This is a genomic window from Thalassotalea atypica, from assembly GCF_030295975.1.
Lineage (GTDB): Bacteria > Pseudomonadota > Gammaproteobacteria > Enterobacterales > Alteromonadaceae > Thalassotalea_F > Thalassotalea_F atypica.
The window spans coordinates 1954004-1972705 of the sequence record NZ_AP027364.1; the positions used below are offsets into that span (position 1 = coordinate 1954004).

Here is an 18702-nt window from a genome sequence, read left to right on the forward strand (position 1 = left end):
ATCATGAATAAACAGATAGTAGCCATTACCGAACGTATTGTTGAGCGCAGTAAAACGACTCGCGCAAACTATTTAGCAAAAATTGAACGTGAAAAATCAGAAACGGTACATCGTGCTAGCTTATCTTGTGGCAACCTAGCGCATGGATTTGCTGCGTGTGGCAAAGAAGACAAAGCAAAGTTACGTGGCTTAAACCACTCAGATGTAGCAATTATATCAGCATATAACGACATGCTTTCTGCACATCAGCCGTATCAAACTTACCCTGATATCATCAAAGCAGCGGTAGCGGAAACCGGGGGTGTTGCGCAATTTGCTGGTGGCGTACCGGCCATGTGTGACGGGGTAACGCAAGGGCAACCTGGTATGGATTTAAGCCTGATGAGTCGTGACGTTATTGCCATGGCATCAGCGGTTGGCTTATCGCACAATATGTTTGATGGCGCCTTAATGCTAGGCATTTGTGACAAAATTGTCCCAGGTTTATTAATTGCGAGTATGACATTTGGTCACTTGCCTACCGTATTCGTACCAGCTGGGCCTATGCCATCAGGTATTCCAAATAAAGAAAAAGCACGTGTTAGACAACAATTTGCCAAAGGAGAAATTGGTGAAGACAAGCTGTTAGAAGCTGAGTCTGCTTCTTATCACAGTGCAGGTACTTGTACCTTCTTCGGTACCGCCAATTCAAATCAATTAGTTGTTGAAGTGATGGGTTTACACCTACCAGGTGCGTCTTTTGTTGCGCCAAATACAGAGCTACGTGAAGAGTTAACAAAGGCGGCGGCGCGCCAAGTCACCCGATTAACGCAACAATCTGGTAACTATATGCCAATTGGAAAGATGGTTGATGAGCGTTCGATCGTCAATGCGATTGTTGCTTTGTTAGCAACAGGCGGCTCGACCAATTTAACTATGCATATTATCGCGTTTGCTAAAGCGGCAGGCATTATCATTAACTTCCAAGACTTTAATGACCTATCTGATGCGGTACCACTAATTACCCGTATCTACCCGAATGGACATGCTGATATCAACCACTTCCAACAAGCTGGTGGCATGGCATTATTATTCAAACAATTAATTGAAGCTGGTTTGGTACATGAAGATGTTGAGACGATTTGTGGTCGCGGTTTAACTCGCTACACCAAGCAGCCTGTGCTAGAAAACGGTCAGCTTACTTGGGTTGATGGTGCAACAACGTCTGGTGATCCTGAAGTGATTGCAACAACAGACAAACCATTTAAAGCAGACGGCGGCTTAAAAGTACTTAAAGGTAATTTAGGTATTTCAGTGTTAAAAACATCTTCGCTGCGTGATGGTAGTTTTGTCATCAAGGCGCCAGCCGTTGTGTTTGAAGATCAACATGAACTTGACGTTGCTTTTAAAGCCGGTGAATTAGATAAAGATTTTGTCGCTGTGGTTCGCTTTCAAGGCCCTAAAGCGCGCGGCATGCCTGAGCTGCATAAACTAACACCACCGCTTGGTGTGTTACAAGATAAAGGCTATAAAGTCGCACTAGTTACCGACGGCCGAATGTCAGGGGCATCAGGAAAAGTGCCTGCTGCTATTCATTTATGCCCAGAGGCGTTAGACGGTGGCTTAATCGCCAAGATTAATACAGGCGATATGATTTTACTCGATGGTGAAACAGGTGAATTAACCTTACTGGTTGATGACGCTGAGTTGGCTAAACGCGAGCTTTCACAGTTTCAAGTCAATGGACATCATCAAGGAATGGGTAGAGAGATTTTTGGCTTTATGCGTCGTAACTTAAGTTCAGCTGAGACTGGCGCTTGTTCATTGTTTTCGGATGAAGAGAAGTAGACGAGCTAATGACTATGGGAAATTCAATTAATCTTGTCGCAGATATCGGTGGTACTAATATTCGTATTGGGTTATCTGATTCAAGCGGAAATATCGACGCTTTGTCGGTATATCAATGCAATCAATACCCAAGTTTATCGGCGGTGATCAGCCAATACCTGTCTGAGCAACAACTGGAACATCATGATATTCACGCGTGTTTAGCTATTGCGTGTCCTGTTGAAAATGATCTGATCACCATGACAAACCTGCCTTGGGAGTTTTCGCGATCTCAACTTAAGCAAGAATTGCAGCTTAAGACATTGTTATTGATTAATGACTATACAGCGATTGCGCATGCCATTCCTTTATTGTCGGATAATCAAAAAGTCAAAATTGGACAAGGCGAAAAAGTTGCTGGAAAACCAATATCAATTTGTGGTCCAGGTACGGGACTTGGCGTAGCAAACCTTATTTCTGATAATGGTAAATGGATCAGCTTAAGCGGTGAGGGCGGACATGTCGATTTCGCCCCAATCGATAGGCTAGAACTAGATATACTGCGTTATTTACATACCAAATACAGCCATGTCTCGTATGAGCAATTACTGTCTGGCTTAGGGATCGAGCAAATATATCAAGCCATTGCTTGGTCAAAACAACTTGATGTTCCGGTGGTGAGCGCCGAAGAGATTTCAAAGAAAGCGCTAACCAACGATTGTGAACTTTGTAGTGAAACATTAGCTCAGTTTTGCCGTATTTTAGGCAGCTTTGCAGGCAATTTGGCATTAACCCTTGGTAGTTTTGGTGGCGTTTATATCGCTGGCGGCATCGTACCAAGATTTATCGATTACTTTAATAACAGTGAATTTAGAAAACGTTTTGAAGAAAAAGGGCGTCTGTCTGGTTTTAATCAAAATATTCCAACCTATGTTATTACCGAATCTCAACCGGGAATACTTGGTGCAGCTTCGTACCTTCTTCAATTCAATAAAGAGGCTTTATGACGGATTTAAAAAATTGGCAAATACCGCCACAGCAGTTATTTGCAATGGGACCTGTTGTTCCTGTTTTAGTTATTGAAAACGTTGAAGATGCAGTGCCTATTGCTGAAGCGTTGTTGGAAGCAGAAATTAAAGTACTGGAAGTGACGCTTCGCACGCCAGCAGCATTAGATGTGATAAAAACGATTGCAGATAACGTACCTGAGGCCGTGATTGGCGCTGGAACAGTCACGAACGGTGATATGTTAAAGCGTGCTCGTGATGCAGGCTCTAAGTTTGCTATTAGCCCAGGATTGACCAAAGACTTGCTCAAAGCAGGAAGCGAGGGTGATATTGCATTGATCCCTGGTATTTCATCTATTTCTGAGTTGATGGACGGAATTGATTGTGGCTATGATCATTTTAAGTTCTTCCCTGCAGAAGCATCTGGCGGCGTAAAAGCTATTCAATCAATTGGTGGACCTTTTCCTGATATTAAGTTTTGCCCTACAGGTGGCATTAATATTAACAATATCAATAATTACTTGGCACTTAAAAACGTCGCTTGCTGTGGTGGTTCTTGGTTAGTGTCAGAGGCGATTGTTGCCGATAAAGATTGGAGCCAAATCACAAAATTAGCAAGAGAAGCGCTAGCTCACGTTGCTAAGTAGTTTTCACCTAAATTAAAAACAACCAGCTGCGGCTGGTTTTTTTATCTTTCGTTTTATCTAAAGCCTGTTGTTTAGACATATGAGTGTCATCGGTAGGGTGCGGTTTAATCATACAATGGTTTAATAAAATTCAGGTATAAAAAAGCCAGCATCAGCTGGCTCATATCGAATTTTTAGTTATTGTTATTCAACAATATGTGCAACTAGGTCTAGTACTTTGTTTGAGTAGCCAATTTCATTATCGTACCAAGTAACCACTTTCACGAAAGTGTCTGTCAATGCGATACCAGCTTTAGCATCAAATACCGAAGTACAAGTTTCACCGATAAAATCATTAGATACCACTTCATCTTCGGTGTAGCCTAAAATACCCTTGAGTTCACCTTCTGCTGCCGTTTTCATCGCTAGACATATTTCTTCATAAGATGCTTTTTCATTGAGGTTAATGGTTAAGTCAACTACTGAAACATTAGGTGTTGGTACTCGAAATGCCATACCAGTTAATTTACCGTTTAGCTCCGGGATCACCTTACCCACGGCTTTGGCTGCACCAGTAGAAGAAGGAATGATGTTCTGACCTGCTCCACGACCACCGCGCCAATCTTTAGCAGAAGGGCCATCAACTGTTTTCTGTGTTGCTGTTGTCGCATGTACTGTGGTCATTAAGCCATCTTTAATGCCCCAGTTATCATTAAGGATTTTTGCAACAGGAGCTAAACAGTTTGTGGTACAAGAAGCGTTAGAAACAATATCTTGACCCGCATAATCGCTATGGTTAACCCCCATAACGAACATAGGTGTGTCATCTTTAGAAGGTGCTGAAAGTACAACTTTCTTAGCGCCTGCCGCAAGATGTTTCCGTGCAGTTTCATCAGTCAAGAATAATCCTGTAGACTCAACCACCACCTCGGCACCAATGGCATCCCACTTTAATTGCTCAGGGTTTCTCTCTGCGGTTACACGCACAGTTTTTCCGTTAACGATAAGGTTACCGCCTTCGACATCAACAGTGCCATTGAAGCGGCCATGAGTAGAATCATACTTAAGCATATATGCCATATATTCTACGTCGATTAGATCGTTGATACCGACAATTTCAATATCATCACGCGTTTGTGCGGCTCTGAAAACAAAGCGACCAATGCGACCAAACCCGTTAATTCCTACTTTGATAGCCATGGTGAGTTCCTAATAAAAAATAATGTAGTAAAATTACACCATTATTGAAAAAATACAAGCGTTATTTGTCTTTCTTACCAATAATCCATATGTAAATTATGAATAATTACAAAATTTAGTCACATATTCTTTAAAAAAATCACCTTATTTGAATGCGCTCCTTTTAGGAGCGTGGTAAACTGCCGCAAATTTATATGTGGTGTCGCCACTTGTACTGTATTTAACATGAAATACACCTGCACGCATGGCCTCGTTACATCACTACTTACTGCTAACCTTGGAATTTAAATATGACACAAGAGAACGCTTTGTGTGACATCGGCTTTATTGGTTTAGGTGTAATGGGGAAGAACCTCGTTTTAAACTTGGCTGACAACGGCTTTAATATCGCCGCTTTTGATTTAGATAATGAAAAAGTTAAAGGTGTTATTGATCAAGATCGCGCTGAAAATGAAGGCGGTAAAGCCCGTGTTTTTGGTTGCTCGTCGTACACAGAGTTGCTTTCAAAACTTAAAGCGCCTCACTTAATCGTTTTGTCTGTTCCTGCAGGAGCACCGGTTGACCAGGTTTGTGGTAGTTTAATTGGCGCTGGTATTCAACCGGACGACATTGTCATTGATACAGGCAATAGCTTGTGGGTTGATACAGTAGCTCGTGAGGAGAAATACAAAAGCCAGTTTATATTATTTTCTTCTGCGGTCTCAGGCGGTGAAGTAGGCGCTAGATTTGGCCCTGCATTAATGCCAAGTGGCTCTCCGTATGCGTGGGCACGAATTAAACCAATTTGGGAAGCGATTTCCGCGAAAGTAGACCCTATTACAGGTAAACCTATAGAACGTACAGCGCCAGGTGAAACAATTGAACATGGCGATCCGTGCGCAGCTTATATTGGTCCAGCAGGTGCTGGTCACTACGTAAAAATGGTTCATAACGGTATTGAATATGCAGATATGCAAATTATTTGTGAAGCCTACCACGTACTTCGAAATGGCCTAGGGATGTCATGTGAAGAAGTTGCTGATACGTTTGAGCAGTGGAATCGAGGCCCATTAGATAGCTATTTGATGGAAATATCAGTTGAAGTATTACGTCAAACTGTGGGCGATAACAATGAACCTTTAGTTGATTTGATTTTGGATAAAGCGGGTCAAAAAGGTACAGGGTTGTGGACAGCGGTTAGTAGTTTAGAGGTTGGGTGTCCAGCACCGACAATTTCTCAAGCTGTTTATGCACGCTCGTTATCCTCATTTAAAGAGATTCGTCAACAGGCATCAACAATTTTGGAAGGTCCAGCACCATCGACCTTAACTGAACAAGAGAAAACTCAGTTTATTTCGCGATTACATGATGCTATTTATTGTTCAAAAATTTGTGCCTATGCGCAAGGTTTTCAATTGATGAAGTTAGCAGAAAAAGAGCACAACTGGACACTGAATTTTGCCAACATTGCAAAGATTTGGCGAGCAGGGTGTATCATTCGTGCTGTCTTCTTGCAGTCAATAACTGAAGCCTTTACGCGCGATGCAGACTTGGAAAATTTATTATTGGATGAGTTTTTTGCTAAGCAGCTCAATTTACATCAACAAAATTGGCGACAATCTATTGCTGATGCCACACTGTTGGGTATTCCTGTTGGTGCATTGTCTTCAGCACTTTCTTACTTTGATTCAGTAAGAACAGCAGTATTGCCGGCTAACTTATTACAAGGACAGCGTGACTTTTTTGGTGCCCATACGTTTGAGCGTTTAGATCAAACACCAGGTAAAAAATACCATGTTCAATGGTCTACCAAAGAACGAGATCTTGTTGAACTTTGATGAATAAAGACACTTTAAGGTAATCAATGTGAGTGATGATCAATATAAGGACAAATTGAGTGAAGATGCATATCGCGTATGCCGGCTAGCGGCGACAGAGCAACCTTTTACTGGTATTTATAACGATCATTGGCTTGATGGCACGTACGTTTGTGCGTGCTGTGAGCAGCAATTGTTTGAATCAAGTAAAAAATTTAATGCTGGTTGCGGTTGGCCAAGCTTTTTCCAATCCGTTGCTGATAAAGTGAGTTACTTACCAGATAACTCACATAATATGGTAAGAACAGAAATACAATGTAGCCACTGCCAGTCTCATTTAGGCCATGTGTTTGATGATGGGCCTGAACCAACAGGTAAGCGCTATTGCGTGAACTCACTCAGTTTACAGTTTATCGAAACTTAATGCTCCTTATCTACGTGGGCTGACAAAACTCCCTGTTTTTATCTTTTCTAACGTGGACGCAGCTACACGGTCTAAAAACTCTTGGTTTAATTGATAACCCTTTGCCATTTGATTAAGGGAGCTCTTGCTAAATGTTTCATCCTCGGGTGCATATAAACCTAATATCTTTAACCACACATATGCCTGCTTAAACTCTTTTTTATCAGTATAAATAGTGGTTAATGTTTTAAAAATTTCAGGATCTATTTTTTGTTCTGGTTTGTAGAGCTCTAACGCATGAAACAGCAATTCTAATGTTTTATTTAGGTCTTTTTTTACGTAATAAGTGGCCAGATTATACTGAGATTGAGGCGTTTCAAGTTGAGCGGTCCCCTCGAGGTTTAAAAACTTACCTAATGCTGCCTTGTCCAAATATCTTGACCAGTGATAATAAAGTAATTCTGGATGTAGAGAGTTTATCGTTTGGGTGGACAATTCGTTAATTTTTTCTTTTGCTTTTAAATAATTATCTACGCGTACTGCCTTTTTATGTTTTAGTTTTATATGTTCAATTTTTGATGCATGGTCCATGCAATTGGCATAATCTTCATAGGCGAGTAGTAGATCAGCTTTTTGTTTATCTGCCCCAGTTTGATTGAGATTAAAGCGTGCAAATGCGGTATCTTTTCGCTCTTGTCGACACCAATTATCTTCAGAAAACTCTTCGCATATATCTGGATTATCGCTGCATAATTGCGCCAAGTCAGGACCACTGTCACAAGCAGACAAAAAAAGTAATAAGGCTAAAAAAGGGAATATATACTTCATTTATATTTATTTTCTGTATTTTAAAAAATGTAATAGGTGGCGAAAACTTTTATGTTGCATTACAATGTGCGCCGCATCAAGCTATTCGCTATTATCATAAAGTAAAACCATACCACATGTGGTAATAGTTTTTCGTTTATTTAACTGTAACAAAAAGGTTTATTAAATGACTTCTCAATTAGAGGAACAATATCAATCAAGCTGGCAGGAACGCCAAACTTTTGCTGAAAATATGCAACCTATTATAGGTCAATTATTTAGAAACAAAGGGATTGAAATCACAGTATACGGTCGTCCATTATTGAATGCGTCAGCCATTGACATCATCAAAGCGCATAAATCTGTTGCATTGCATGAAGATAGCAAATTGCGTTTACGTGAAAGTTTCCCGTTTGTTGAAGCATTAAGCAAAATGTCTTTATCTCCAGCACGCATTGATGTCGGTAAACTTGCTTACCGTTACTTGTTCCAAGGTGGTGCTAACGATTTATCAATTGAACAGTATTTAGAGAAAGAATTAACAGACGTTGCTAAAGCAAGCGCTGCAAATGAACAACAAGACGTTGTGTTATACGGTTTTGGCCGTATTGGTCGTATTTTGGCTCGTTTACTTATCGAAAGCACAGGTCCAAGTTCAAAACTAAACCTACGCGCAATCGTTATTCGCCCAGGTAAAGACGGCGACTTAGAAAAACGTGCTAGCTTGTTACGTCGTGATTCAATTCACGGTGCATTTAATGGCAGTATTACTATTGATGAAGAAAATAAAGTCATCAAAGCAAACGGTGCTTTCATTAAAGTGATCTACGCAAGCTCTCCATCAGAAATCGATTACACTGAATACGGTATCAATAACGCTTTAGTTGTTGACAACACAGGTATTTGGAGTGACGAAGACGGGTTAGGGCAGCACCTTCAATCAAAAGGTGTAGGTAAAGTTCTTTTAACTGCTCCTGCTAAAGGCGACATCAAAAACATCGTATACGGTGTTAACCAAGACATGATTCTTGCTGAAGACAAAATTGTATCTGCAGCAAGTTGTACAACCAATGCTATAACGCCAGTGTTAAAAGCGATTAACGATAAATTTGGTATTAAAAACGGCCACGTAGAAACGGTTCATTCTTATACTAACGACCAAAACCTTATCGATAACTACCATAAGTCACCTCGTCGTGGACGCAGTGCACCATTAAACATGGTTATTACTTCTACTGGTGCTGCAAAAGCAGTAGCGAAAGCATTACCAGAGCTAAAAGGTTTGTTAACGGGTAACGCAATCCGCGTACCTACACCAAACGTTTCTATGGCTATCATGAATTTAAACCTTAAATCATCGACTGATCGTGACGGTTTAAATGATTACTTACGTCATATGTCATTGAATTCAGATTTACAAAATCAAATTGACTATACAGCGTCAACTGAAATTGTATCTACTGACTTAGTTGGTTCTCGTTTTGCAGGTGTTGTAGATTCACAAGCAACAATTGTTGATGAAGACAGAGCTGTACTGTACGTATGGTATGACAACGAGTTTGGTTACAGCTGTCAGGTTGTTCGTGTGATGAACGAAATGACAGGTATTAACGTACCAACGTTACCTGTTGAATAATAACGTTATTGTTAATTATTAATAAAAAAGGCGCTTAAAGCGCCTTTTTTTTATTAATGAAATCTGAATAGGAGCCGATAAAGAGGCACTGTAAGTTGACAGCTAATAAGAGGTATCTATGTCTATTACAATTGGAAGCACTGACTCAGTTCAAACAAACACTGAAACAGCACAAGGTGTTTTAACCGCAAAGAAAGCGCAAGGCCAGCAAGAATTAGAAGGTAAGATGGCATTAGATCTTATTCAATCGGCTACTGCTGCAATTACGCAACCTGTCCCTGCACCTACGGGTAATGCAGGACACACAATTAACATTAAAGTCTAATTTTTTAAGAACCTAGATGCATCGTGCAGGTTTTGGCAGGCCTGCATATTTAGTGGCTTGTTTTGCTGGCCCTTCAGCAAATAGTCGGTATAAATATCTACTGCTCGCTTTGTCTTCACCGAAAGATTCTTTCATCGCTTTTGTTAAAGCTCTTATTGCCGGTGAAGTGTTGTACGTCAGATAGAATTCTCGAACAAAGATAATCACTTCCCAATGGGATTCTGTAAGCTCTAATTCATCTTTTTTTGCTAACGCAATCGCTAGCTCTTTTGACCATAGCGTATGATCGGTCATGTATCCGTTTTTATCTAAAGGAATGTTGTCTAAAGGATTCATATTCATATTTTACGTAAAGTTTATTGCCAAGTAATGGACTGCGCAGTTTCTAAACTAAGCTTAATGAGCTCATAAAGCTCAATTGCTTGGTGTTCAGGCACTAATTTAACGCCTCTAGCGAGCGCGTGTTGCTGTAACACCAATAGGTTGCTATCAGGGATTACTGTCTGGAATTGTTGAAGCACAGGGTGCTGAAGATTGTAAACGCCATCGTCCAATAATATCACTATGTCTTCGCTGCCCAATACCGACAAACAGTTGTTGATAGTATGGCTTTTAAATGCAGAGCAGCGAACTAAATGTAATGTTGTCATTAGAATGTAAATACCGCTTTATGTTGTTTGATTTTTTCAGCCATCTCTTGTGGTGACAATGCACTCACGTTATCGATTGAAAACACTGGTCTTAGGCTTCTTTTAGCTAACGAGTCACTGCATACATAAATGTGTTCAATATCGTAGAATTTAAATGCCGCATAGGTCTTCAAATAGTCTTTTGCGCTAATTTGATCAGGGCTTTGATTTTGAACAAGATGATAAACACCGTCGCCAATGAAAAACATCGACACTTGCTGTTCATAAGAGCCAAAAATTAAAGCTAAATCTTGCGCTTCTTTACCATGTGACGCATCAAAAGGGGCATGCTGATTGATGATGGCAACTGAAGTTGATGTCATTTGATTCTCTTGTTCATAATTGTATTACCCGATCACATGAATTGGTTAATTCAACTAATTCACCTAAGCCTGAAATGATAAAGTCGCCACAGATGTTATTCTGCGCGGCATCGTCAGTCATTCCTCTTTTTTCAGCGGCAGTAATGCATAAATGTAAATTCAGCTTGTGCTCTTTGTTTAATGCACGCCATTGCGCCGGTGCTTGGTATTCATCAGCCGGAATAGAGGTCAATAAATTGGCATTGGTGACACCGTCTTGATAAAAGAATACACCGATCAATTCATGAGGACTTTGAAGTAGTTCTCTAACAAAAGCGACAGCGGTTGCTGTGCGATTGGCATGAGCAGGGGATGTAACGACAACTGCAAATTTAGCCACTAATTGTTCCTAAAATTAGGCCATAAAAAAAGCCCCGTTAAAACGAGGCTTTATTGTAAACTATTTTTTGGTATTAATTAATCGTCGCTACCAAATACACCAAGTAGTTGCAGTAAGCTAACGAATAAGTTGTATACATTTAAGTATAGTGAAACCGTTGCACGGATGTAGTTACGTTCGCCACCGTGAATAATACGGCTAGTATCAAACAGAATTAAGCCTGACATCAATAAAACGATTGCAGCGCGGCCAGCTAAGTATAGCGCAGGCATTTGCAAGAAGATGTTAGCAATACCGGCAACCAATACTACAATCAAGCCAACCATTAAAAAGCCACCCATGAAAGAGAAATCTTTTTTACTTGTTAACGCATATGCAGAAAGCGAGAAGAAAATTAACGCTGTGCCGCCTAATGCTTGCATGATAAGTGATGGTCCACTTGGCATTGCAGCATACATATTAAGTAATGGACCTAATGAAGCTCCCATTAAACCAGTGAATGCAAAAATCCAAAATAGGCCACTTGCTTTATCAGCCTGTTTGTTTACCACGAATAATAAACCAAATGACACTAACATCATTACCAACGCTGCCATGTGCGATAAATTCATCGCCATCGAAATACCAGCAGTCACAGCACTAAATGCTAATGTCATACCAAGTAACATGTAGGTGTTTCTAAGCACCTTGTTGATTTCGATTGCTGAGCTTTGACTAGCTGCACCAAGATTCATATTTGTTTGCATAAATTTTCCTCTAAGATCTTACTTATTATTATAAATAAGGGTCATTTAAACCAGTTTCAAGTAAATATATCACTCTGTGACATATTATGACATTTAAAATTGTAAAAAGTTGCGATTATATTCTTGTTACTCTTGTACCACCTGTGTTCGTCGAAAACAATCCTGTGAATGGTCATTGACCATGCCGCATGCTTGCATGTGCGCATAAATGGTGGTGGAACCAACAAATTTAAAACCGCGTTTTTTCAAATCTTTACTAAAAGCGTCAGACTCTGGTGTTGTAGCAGGGTAGTCAGCCAGCTCATTAATATCATTAACAATGGTTTGGTGATTAACAAAACCCCATTGGTATTTAGAGAAACTGCCAAACTCTTGTTGTATCTTAATAAATTGTTTTGCGTTATTCACCGCAGCTTCAATTTTTCCTCGATGACGAATGATGCCCGTGTCTTGCACTAAAGCCTCTATATCACTATCAGAAAACGCCGCAACTTTGTTTATATCAAACTGTGCAAACGCATTACGGTATCCTTCTCTTCGTTTTAAAATGGTATACCAACTTAACCCCGCTTGCGCTGACTCAAGCGTCAGGAATTCAAACAAGGTTTGATCATCATGCACAGGCACTCCCCATTCTTTGTCATGATATTCAACGTAATCGGGCTTTGACGTATCCAGCCAAGGGCATCGACACGGGGTGTCATTCTTAATGTTTTTGTCAGACATTGTTTTTTTATTATCCTAAAGCGATTGAAACTGAGCCAATTTGATTAAAATATTACCAAACAAACTTTTTTTAATCATTTAATCTTTACAATGCAAAATTAACACTTTAATATTCGCCTCGTTCTGAAGCATCACTGCTTTAGAGTTCAGGTGAGATGGCTGAGTGGTCGAAAGCACCGGTCTTGAAAACCGGCAAGGGTTTGTAGCCCTTCTAGAGTTCAAATCTCTATCTCACCGCCATATTAAGAAAAGCCGCTAATCGAAAGATTAGCAGCTTTTTGCTATTTGAATTCTAAAGATAATAGTAGGGCTTAATAATGTTAAGCAGTGGAGATAACCCCATCAACATAATCATGGAATGTTGATGCGGCATCAATTAAGACGAATCAATGTCGCCTCAATACCCAAAAAAAGCTTAGTTAGTGAATGGCCGTAATCACTATTTTTTTAGGTGTTCAGAGTGAAATCGCAGGTGCTCTTCAATAAATGACGAGATGAAATAATAGCTGTGGTCATAACCATCATGTACGCGTAGATCTAGCGGATAATTACTAATACTTGCTGCGGCTATTAGCGATTCAGGTTTTAGCTGTTCAGTTAGAAAGTCGTCATTTCCTCCTTGGTCAACTTTAGCCGGAATAAACTGTGTGGCTCGTCGCATCAATTCACTTGCGTCATGGTGGTGCCAGTTGGCTTTGTCTTTACCTAGGTAAGTGAAAAAAGCTTTTTGCCCCCATGGAGCATTCATAGGATTGCAAATCGGACTAAACGCTGACATTGAGCAATAGCGTTCAGGGTTTTGCATTGCAATGGTCAATGCGCCATGACCGCCCATTGAATGTCCGCTAATGGCACGCTTATCTGAAACAGGAAACGTCTCTTCGATTATTTGAGGCAATTCATTAACCACATAATCGTACATATGATAATGACGATTCCATGGTGCCTGAGTTGCATTAACATAAAACCCCGCGCCTTGTCCTAAATCGTAACCTTCATCATCTGCCACGTCTTCACCACGAGGACTGGTATCAGGTGCTACAATAGCAATACCAAGCTCGGCAGCAACGCGTTGTGCCGCTGCTTTTTGCATGAAATTTTCATCGCTGCAGGTGAGGCCAGAAAGCCAATACAACACAGGAACCTTGTCTCCGCTAGTTACCTGTGGCGGTAAATAAATCGCAAATCGCATTGTACAATTTAACGTTTTTGATTGATGGCTATATTGCTTGTGCCAGCCACCAAAACTTTTGTTCACACTTATATTTTCTAATAGAAAGTCAATTGTCATCATAAAACCTCAGGTTATTGCTCAACGTTTATAAGAACTGTTGAGCAATAGGGTAACTATAGATATTACTTATCAAAATGAATGACAGTGCGTATACTTTCGCCTTTGTGCATCAATTCAAATGATTCATTGATATCTTCCAGCGCCATTGTATGCGTGATAAAGTCACTTAATTTGAATTCGCCAGCTAAGTAACGCTCTACATAATCTGGCAACTCAGTACGACCTTTAACACCACCAAATGCGGAACCACGCCATACTCGACCTGTCACCAACTGGAATGGACGTGTTGATATTTCTTGTCCAGCTCCAGCAACGCCAATAATTACTGATTCTCCCCAACCTTTATGGCAACATTCTAGCGCAGATCGCATCAAGTTCACGTTACCAATACATTCAAAAGAATAGTCAACACCACCATCGGTTAACTCTACAATGACATCTTGAATCGGTTTGTCGTAATCTTTAGGGTTAATAAAGTCAGTAGCGCCTAATTTTTTTGCCAACTCAAATTTACTTTCGTTAATATCAATAGCAATGATGCGTGAGGCTTTAGCCATGGTTGCGCCGATAACGGCTGAAAGACCAATCCCGCCTAAGCCAAAAATGGCTACTGTTGCGCCTTCTTCAACTTTTGCAGTATTCATAACTGCACCCATACCTGTGGTGACACCGCAACCAAGTAGACAAACTTCTTCTAATGGTGCTTCTTTATTTACTTTCGCTAACGAAATTTCAGGTAGTACGGTATATTCTGAGAAAGTTGAACACCCCATATAATGGAAAATGGGCTGACCATCTTTGTAAAAACGTGTCGTTCCATCAGGCATTAAACCTTTACCTTGTGTTTCACGGATTTTCTGACAAAGATTCGTTTTACCAGATAAACAGAACTTACATTCACCACATTCTGGTGTATATAACGGGATAACATGGTCACCAACTTGCACACTAGTTACGCCTTCACCAACTTGTTCTACAATACCGCCACCTTCATGACCTAAAATCACAGGAAAAATACCTTCCGGATCTTCTCCTGATAATGTAAAGGCATCGGTATGGCACACGCCAGAAGCAATAACCTTAATTAACACTTCGCCTTTTCGAGGAAGCATTACATCAACTTCTTCAATAGATAAAGCTTGTTTAGGCCCCCACGCAATGGCGGCTTTTGATTTAATAAATTTGTCAGTCATTATAGTTCTCACTGTGTTCTAATTAATGTTTATGTAGATAACTTAAAAGTTATTCACTGTTGTTTTGTTCAATAATTAATATGCTCGTTAATTATTGTTATTTTTTTAATATGTTGGCGCATTACCTAATGTGCATGTCCTTGAGATAAATTAATTAACACCACACCAACAGCAACAAATGCCATACCTGTCCATGTTGTAAAATCAAGGTGTTGGCGATAAACAATGGTTGATAGGAGAGTTACACTGACAATGGCTAATCCCGCCCATAATGCGTGGACAATGCCAACAGGCATGTCTTTCATTGCTTGCGCTAAAAACATGAAAGCGGCTAAGTGTCCTAATAGCACCATGGCGCTAGGTACGGGGCGAGTAAACCCTTCAGTTTCCTTTAAGGCAACGTGAGACATGGTTTCAGCGACCACACCAAAGAAAAGAAATAACCAACTCATGCATTCATCCTTTGTACGTCTATAAATATAGTATTAGCGTGTGTAATAGCACCAAAATAATTCATTTCTTTATTTACATTGGTGTCTGTTGATGAAAACTATTATAACTATCTCTTGTGTGATGATAATATGCTGGTTATACAAAAGACTTTTACACGTGGGTAATAATAATGCAGTGGGAAGGTATTAGTGAGTTTGTTTACGTAGCAGAAAAGGAAAGCTTTACTCAAGCTTCAAAAAAGATGGCGATATCCACTGCACAGGTTAGCCGCCAGATAAGTGCGTTAGAACAGCGACTGAATATAAAACTATTTTATCGGACTACGCGTAAAGTCTCGCTCACTGAAGAGGGGCGTATATTTTACCATCACTGTCGAAGTGTTCTCGATGGACTAGAAGCAGCTGAGCGAGCAATAACGAATCTACAATCAAAACCTCAGGGCAAAATTAAGTTATCAGTTCCTGTGACCTATGGTGAACAACAAATCCTTCCGTTAATCAATGATTTTATGCAGCAATACAGTGATGTAGAGGTGAATGCAAACCTGAGCAACAGACAGATTGATCTCGTTGAAGAAGGTTATGATTTGGCGATCCGCCTTGGTACGTTAAATGATTCTACGATGATGGCAAAAAAACTAAGTAAAAGGACAAACTATGTTTGTGCTTCGCCAGCTTATCTTGATAAATACGGCATACCTCATTCCTTATCAGAGCTAAATGATCACAGCTGCCTTTTAGGTACTTTAGATTACTGGCGCTTTAAAGCGGCAGGAGTAGACAAAAATATACGGGTAACCGGGAGGCTTCGTTATAACAGTGGTTTTGGGCTAGTTGATGCTGCGCTGAAGGGGTTGGGTATCGTACAACTACCGGATTATTATGTTCAGAATCATATTCAAAGTGGTGAGTTAAAGACCTTGCTAGACAAATATCAAATGCCAGAAGAAGGTATTTGGGCGGTCTATCCTCAAAATCGTCATTTATCACCGAAAATAAGGCTGTTGGTGGATTATTTATTTGAGCAATTATCTTAGTTCTTAATAGTTTAGCCACTACTATATTACATTATACTTTATTGTTGAATTACCCAAGTCCCTATAAAAAAGCAATTGGGTTAAGTCGTGTTGTGTACGGTACATAGGGATAAAATGTCGTGCGCAACTAATTTGGCCATTTTATTACTTATAAACATTGGTTTAAACCGCTTGTCCTGTAATATACTATGCTTCAATTTATCATCATAAAAGTTGGGCGTAGGTTGCAAGTCGGCGTAATTTTAAGAAAATTGATATCGGAAAATAAAATCATTGACCCTGGTAGTCCAAGAGGCAAGTTACTAGCATCAGCTGCAAAGTTATTCAAAAAAAACGGTTATAACAAAACAACCGTGCGAGACTTGGCTGCAGAGGTTGGCATACTTTCAGGCAGTATCTTTCATCACTTTAAAAATAAAGAGGAAATTTTATTTGCGGTGATGAGTGAGGTGGTTGTGGCCATGGATGCTGCACTCAAATCTGAAATTGAAGAAGCAGGCACTACATTAGATAAGCTGCGTAGTTTAATTTATATTGAATTACAGTTTATACACGGCAAAACATCCAATGCTACCGCTGTATTAATCCATGAATGGCGTGCGCTTAAACCTGAGCAACAGCAGCAAATACTCTCTTCGCAAGAAAATTACTTTAGCTTATGGGAAGAGGTATTGGAGCAGGCAAAGTCAGAGGGGATTTTGGAGGTTGAACCCGCCTATCTTAGGCATATGCTTCATGGCGCGTTGATATGGACTTCTCACTGGTATCAAGCTGATGGCGAACTTTCTATTGATGACCTAACGGAACGATTTTTGACATTAGCTATAAAGAGTGATGTTGATCGCTAATCTTTATTCTAGCTTGGCTTAGCGTACTTGGACGGTGTCATGCCCGTCCAGCGTGTAAAAGCGCGAGTAAACGACGCTATTTCACTAAAACCACACTTTTCTGCCACTTCATTAATGCTTTTCTCGGTATGTTCAAGATAAAACGTAGCTTTGCGCTGGCGAACGGTGTCTTTTATAGTCATATAGCTTTGATTTTCGTTGTTAAGCTTTCGTTGCAGTGTTCTTACTGACATTCCCAGTTGCATAGCAAGCTCCTGCTGTGTCGGGAATTGAGCATTGGGAGTATTGGCTAAAATATCTTTTATCTGACGAATAACATCTAACGTTTCATGTTTATATTTTAAAAGAGACAGGGGCACTTTTAAGTATTGTTCAACTTGATGATAATTGCAGCGAATGGGTTGTTTAAGCAAACTTATGTCAAAGGCAATTTCACATTGCGGTTGATTGAAGGTAATAGGGCAGTCAAACATATATTGGTAGTCACTAATATTGACCGCATCAGCGCATGAAAAATAGGCATAAACTAACGGGATTTCTTTTTTGATCAATACAGACAACACGTCAGCGCAAACATAAATAAATAAACTACAAATCAAATTATAAAAACGGGGATCTTTAACGCCGGGTAGAAATTGAATTCGGACTAATGAACCTTCAATTACCGTTTGCAACCCAACGGTTCCTTGGGATATTTCCAACACTTGCGCTATTGATTTTAATGCTTGTTCTAAGTTCAAATCTAGACATGAAGATTTGACCATCAGTGCGACTGTTCCTCTGGGGATTTTTGTGATACCCGCACCCAAAAACTCATCATTCGAATATTCGAGTAATGTTTCGTAGCTATTAAGTAAGTAGTTCTTAGAAACAATGCCCTGAGGCTCGTCTATTTCAGCTAAAGAAAGGCCCACTCTTTTAGCAAACTCTATTCTGTCTAACCCAATAGATTCGCCTATAAGGCTAAAATCACGCACAAATTTATTCGTAATAAATAACTGCTCTTTGCTACGCAATTTATTATTCATATTGAAGGTACTCCCAAACCAATTTCAATTTGCTTTAGTCTTATTTTGTCTTTTTACGCCAATAAATCTCTGATATGGCATTTGTTGTCATGTAAAAGCAAGTTTGAAACTTGTAGATTTTAATAGTCACCAAGCATTTAGTTTAAAAAGAAAACAAAAAACAGGCTTTGTTTTAATGCAACTTATTGCAGTTAGTATGTTGAATAAAGTCACTATAGGCAAACCATTTTCTTTAGATATAACCAGCGGTTAACTGACTATATTTGTTTTCTATTTACTTTATTGGTTCAAAAAAGAAGTGTTTGAATGATTCATGACGACAACGTTTTTGTACTGAACGCCAATTGAATGGAAAAGATAGCTGGTTAAAAGGGGCTGACC

General features: G+C 39.8%; 21 protein-coding genes and 1 tRNA gene. 10 read left to right on the forward strand and 12 right to left on the reverse strand.

Features of this window, described 5'->3' with window-relative positions; genetic code table 11:
- Window positions 1-3: 3 nt before the first annotated feature.
- Genes edd through QUE03_RS09070 form a run of 3 tightly spaced genes read left to right on the forward strand, consistent with a single transcriptional unit; the run spans window position 4 to window position 3460 of the window.
- Window positions 4-1827, forward strand: coding sequence for a phosphogluconate dehydratase (edd, locus tag QUE03_RS09060; RefSeq protein WP_286267287.1), 1824 nt, complete (start codon window positions 4-6; stop codon window positions 1825-1827).
- A 14-nt stretch (window positions 1828-1841) separates the two neighbouring features.
- Window positions 1842-2813 carry a glucokinase gene (locus QUE03_RS09065; protein ID WP_286267289.1) on the forward strand — a complete coding sequence of 324 codons (972 nt, stop codon included), beginning with the start codon at window positions 1842-1844 and terminating at the stop codon, window positions 2811-2813.
- Window positions 2810-3460 (forward strand): bifunctional 4-hydroxy-2-oxoglutarate aldolase/2-dehydro-3-deoxy-phosphogluconate aldolase, encoded by a 651-nt coding sequence (locus QUE03_RS09070; protein WP_286267291.1) that lies wholly within the window; start codon window positions 2810-2812, stop codon window positions 3458-3460. Before QUE03_RS09065 ends, QUE03_RS09070 begins: the two co-directional genes overlap by 4 nt.
- 183 nt (window positions 3461-3643) lie before the next feature.
- Here the strand turns inward: QUE03_RS09070 and gap are convergent, their stop codons facing one another.
- Window positions 3644-4639: a type I glyceraldehyde-3-phosphate dehydrogenase gene (gene gap / locus QUE03_RS09075; RefSeq protein WP_286267292.1), complete on the reverse strand. Its 996-nt coding sequence runs from the start codon at window positions 4637-4639 to the stop codon at window positions 3644-3646.
- Window positions 4640-4929: 290 nt separating this feature from the next.
- On the opposite strand from gap, the gene gnd reads away from it, so the two are divergent.
- Window positions 4930-6456 carry an NADP-dependent phosphogluconate dehydrogenase gene (gnd, locus tag QUE03_RS09080; protein WP_286267294.1) on the forward strand — a complete coding sequence of 509 codons (1527 nt, stop codon included), beginning with the start codon at window positions 4930-4932 and terminating at the stop codon, window positions 6454-6456.
- Window positions 6457-6478: 22 nt separating this feature from the next.
- Complete coding sequence (msrB, locus tag QUE03_RS09085) at window positions 6479-6859, forward strand: peptide-methionine (R)-S-oxide reductase MsrB (protein WP_286267803.1); 381 nt, start codon at window positions 6479-6481, stop codon at window positions 6857-6859.
- Window positions 6860-6865: 6 nt separating this feature from the next.
- Here the strand turns inward: msrB and QUE03_RS09090 are convergent, their stop codons facing one another.
- A complete protein-coding gene (locus tag QUE03_RS09090) occupies window positions 6866-7666 on the reverse strand; it encodes a DUF2989 domain-containing protein (RefSeq protein ID WP_286267296.1) in 801 nt (266 codons plus the stop codon).
- Between the two features lie 166 nt (window positions 7667-7832).
- Between QUE03_RS09090 and QUE03_RS09095 the strand changes: the two genes are divergently transcribed.
- Entirely contained in the window at window positions 7833-9281 is a 1449-nt protein-coding gene (locus QUE03_RS09095) for a glyceraldehyde-3-phosphate dehydrogenase (protein WP_286267299.1), read from the forward strand.
- Between the two features lie 118 nt (window positions 9282-9399).
- Entirely contained in the window at window positions 9400-9606 is a 207-nt protein-coding gene (locus QUE03_RS09100) for a hypothetical protein (RefSeq protein WP_286267301.1), read from the forward strand.
- Window positions 9607-9618: 12 nt separating this feature from the next.
- Here QUE03_RS09100 and QUE03_RS09105 read toward each other — a convergent pair whose 3' ends face one another.
- The 6 genes from QUE03_RS09105 to QUE03_RS09130 all read right to left on the reverse strand — a co-directional run bounded on the left by QUE03_RS09105 (window position 9619) and on the right by QUE03_RS09130 (window position 12469).
- The gene (locus tag QUE03_RS09105) at window positions 9619-9942 is read right to left on the reverse strand and encodes a TusE/DsrC/DsvC family sulfur relay protein (RefSeq protein ID WP_286267303.1); all 324 of its coding nucleotides are present in this window, start codon (window positions 9940-9942) and stop codon (window positions 9619-9621) included.
- A gap of 20 nt (window positions 9943-9962) precedes the next feature.
- On the reverse strand, window positions 9963-10256 hold the full coding sequence (tusB, locus tag QUE03_RS09110; protein WP_286267305.1) for a sulfurtransferase complex subunit TusB: 294 nt from the start codon (window positions 10254-10256) through the stop codon (window positions 9963-9965).
- Window positions 10256-10618, reverse strand: a complete 363-nt coding sequence (gene tusC, locus QUE03_RS09115) for a sulfurtransferase complex subunit TusC (RefSeq protein WP_286267307.1) — start codon at window positions 10616-10618, stop codon at window positions 10256-10258. The genes tusB and tusC overlap by 1 nt, the downstream gene beginning before the upstream one ends.
- A 13-nt stretch (window positions 10619-10631) precedes the next feature.
- On the reverse strand, window positions 10632-10997 hold the full coding sequence (tusD, locus tag QUE03_RS09120; RefSeq protein WP_286267309.1) for a sulfurtransferase complex subunit TusD: 366 nt from the start codon (window positions 10995-10997) through the stop codon (window positions 10632-10634).
- Window positions 10998-11074: 77 nt separating this feature from the next.
- Window positions 11075-11743, reverse strand: a complete 669-nt coding sequence (locus QUE03_RS09125) for a Bax inhibitor-1/YccA family protein (RefSeq protein ID WP_286267311.1) — start codon at window positions 11741-11743, stop codon at window positions 11075-11077.
- 126 nt (window positions 11744-11869) lie between these two features.
- Window positions 11870-12469 (reverse strand): DNA-3-methyladenine glycosylase I, encoded by a 600-nt coding sequence (locus QUE03_RS09130; protein ID WP_286267313.1) that lies wholly within the window; start codon window positions 12467-12469, stop codon window positions 11870-11872.
- Between the two features lie 149 nt (window positions 12470-12618).
- On the opposite strand from QUE03_RS09130, the gene QUE03_RS09135 reads away from it, so the two are divergent.
- Window positions 12619-12709: transfer RNA gene (locus QUE03_RS09135), tRNA-Ser, on the forward strand.
- A 199-nt stretch (window positions 12710-12908) separates the two neighbouring features.
- On the opposite strand, the gene fghA is transcribed toward QUE03_RS09135, so the two are convergent.
- The 3 genes from fghA to QUE03_RS09150 form a co-directional block, all read right to left on the reverse strand.
- The gene (gene fghA / locus QUE03_RS09140; protein ID WP_286267805.1) at window positions 12909-13760 is read right to left on the reverse strand and encodes an S-formylglutathione hydrolase; all 852 of its coding nucleotides are present in this window, start codon (window positions 13758-13760) and stop codon (window positions 12909-12911) included.
- A gap of 65 nt (window positions 13761-13825) precedes the next feature.
- Complete coding sequence (locus tag QUE03_RS09145) at window positions 13826-14956, reverse strand: S-(hydroxymethyl)glutathione dehydrogenase/class III alcohol dehydrogenase (RefSeq protein WP_286267315.1); 1131 nt, start codon at window positions 14954-14956, stop codon at window positions 13826-13828.
- Between the two features lie 125 nt (window positions 14957-15081).
- Window positions 15082-15408, reverse strand: a complete 327-nt coding sequence (locus tag QUE03_RS09150) for a DMT family transporter (RefSeq protein ID WP_286267317.1) — start codon at window positions 15406-15408, stop codon at window positions 15082-15084.
- A gap of 170 nt (window positions 15409-15578) precedes the next feature.
- On the opposite strand from QUE03_RS09150, the gene QUE03_RS09155 reads away from it, so the two are divergent.
- Window positions 15579-16445, forward strand: coding sequence for a LysR substrate-binding domain-containing protein (locus QUE03_RS09155; RefSeq protein ID WP_286267320.1), 867 nt, complete (start codon window positions 15579-15581; stop codon window positions 16443-16445).
- Between the two features lie 188 nt (window positions 16446-16633).
- A complete protein-coding gene (locus QUE03_RS09160; protein WP_286267322.1) occupies window positions 16634-17293 on the forward strand; it encodes a TetR/AcrR family transcriptional regulator in 660 nt (219 codons plus the stop codon).
- Between the two features lie 8 nt (window positions 17294-17301).
- On the opposite strand, the gene QUE03_RS09165 is transcribed toward QUE03_RS09160, so the two are convergent.
- The gene (locus QUE03_RS09165) at window positions 17302-18321 is read right to left on the reverse strand and encodes an AraC family transcriptional regulator (protein WP_286267323.1); all 1020 of its coding nucleotides are present in this window, start codon (window positions 18319-18321) and stop codon (window positions 17302-17304) included.
- Window positions 18322-18702 lie beyond the last annotated feature (381 nt).

Coding starts and splice junctions, on each gene's coding strand:
- edd (WP_286267287.1), top strand. CDS start 4: ATGAATAAACAGATAGTAGCCATTACCGAACGTATTGTTGAGCGCAGT.
- QUE03_RS09065 (WP_286267289.1), top strand. CDS start 1,842: ATGGGAAATTCAATTAATCTTGTCGCAGATATCGGTGGTACTAATATT.
- QUE03_RS09070 (WP_286267291.1), top strand. CDS start 2,810: ATGACGGATTTAAAAAATTGGCAAATACCGCCACAGCAGTTATTTGCA.
- gap (WP_286267292.1), bottom strand. CDS start 4,639: ATGGCTATCAAAGTAGGAATTAACGGGTTTGGTCGCATTGGTCGCTTT.
- gnd (WP_286267294.1), top strand. CDS start 4,930: ATGACACAAGAGAACGCTTTGTGTGACATCGGCTTTATTGGTTTAGGT.
- QUE03_RS09090 (WP_286267296.1), bottom strand. CDS start 7,666: ATGAAGTATATATTCCCTTTTTTAGCCTTATTACTTTTTTTGTCTGCT.
- QUE03_RS09095 (WP_286267299.1), top strand. CDS start 7,833: ATGACTTCTCAATTAGAGGAACAATATCAATCAAGCTGGCAGGAACGC.
- QUE03_RS09100 (WP_286267301.1), top strand. CDS start 9,400: ATGTCTATTACAATTGGAAGCACTGACTCAGTTCAAACAAACACTGAA.
- QUE03_RS09105 (WP_286267303.1), bottom strand. CDS start 9,942: ATGAATCCTTTAGACAACATTCCTTTAGATAAAAACGGATACATGACC.
- tusB (WP_286267305.1), bottom strand. CDS start 10,256: ATGACAACATTACATTTAGTTCGCTGCTCTGCATTTAAAAGCCATACT.
- tusC (WP_286267307.1), bottom strand. CDS start 10,618: ATGACATCAACTTCAGTTGCCATCATCAATCAGCATGCCCCTTTTGAT.
- QUE03_RS09125 (WP_286267311.1), bottom strand. CDS start 11,743: ATGCAAACAAATATGAATCTTGGTGCAGCTAGTCAAAGCTCAGCAATC.
- QUE03_RS09130 (WP_286267313.1), bottom strand. CDS start 12,469: ATGTCTGACAAAAACATTAAGAATGACACCCCGTGTCGATGCCCTTGG.
- fghA (WP_286267805.1), bottom strand. CDS start 13,760: ATGACAATTGACTTTCTATTAGAAAATATAAGTGTGAACAAAAGTTTT.
- QUE03_RS09145 (WP_286267315.1), bottom strand. CDS start 14,956: ATGACTGACAAATTTATTAAATCAAAAGCCGCCATTGCGTGGGGGCCT.
- QUE03_RS09150 (WP_286267317.1), bottom strand. CDS start 15,408: ATGAGTTGGTTATTTCTTTTCTTTGGTGTGGTCGCTGAAACCATGTCT.
- QUE03_RS09155 (WP_286267320.1), top strand. CDS start 15,579: ATGCAGTGGGAAGGTATTAGTGAGTTTGTTTACGTAGCAGAAAAGGAA.
- QUE03_RS09160 (WP_286267322.1), top strand. CDS start 16,634: ATGCTTCAATTTATCATCATAAAAGTTGGGCGTAGGTTGCAAGTCGGC.
- QUE03_RS09165 (WP_286267323.1), bottom strand. CDS start 18,321: ATGAATAATAAATTGCGTAGCAAAGAGCAGTTATTTATTACGAATAAA.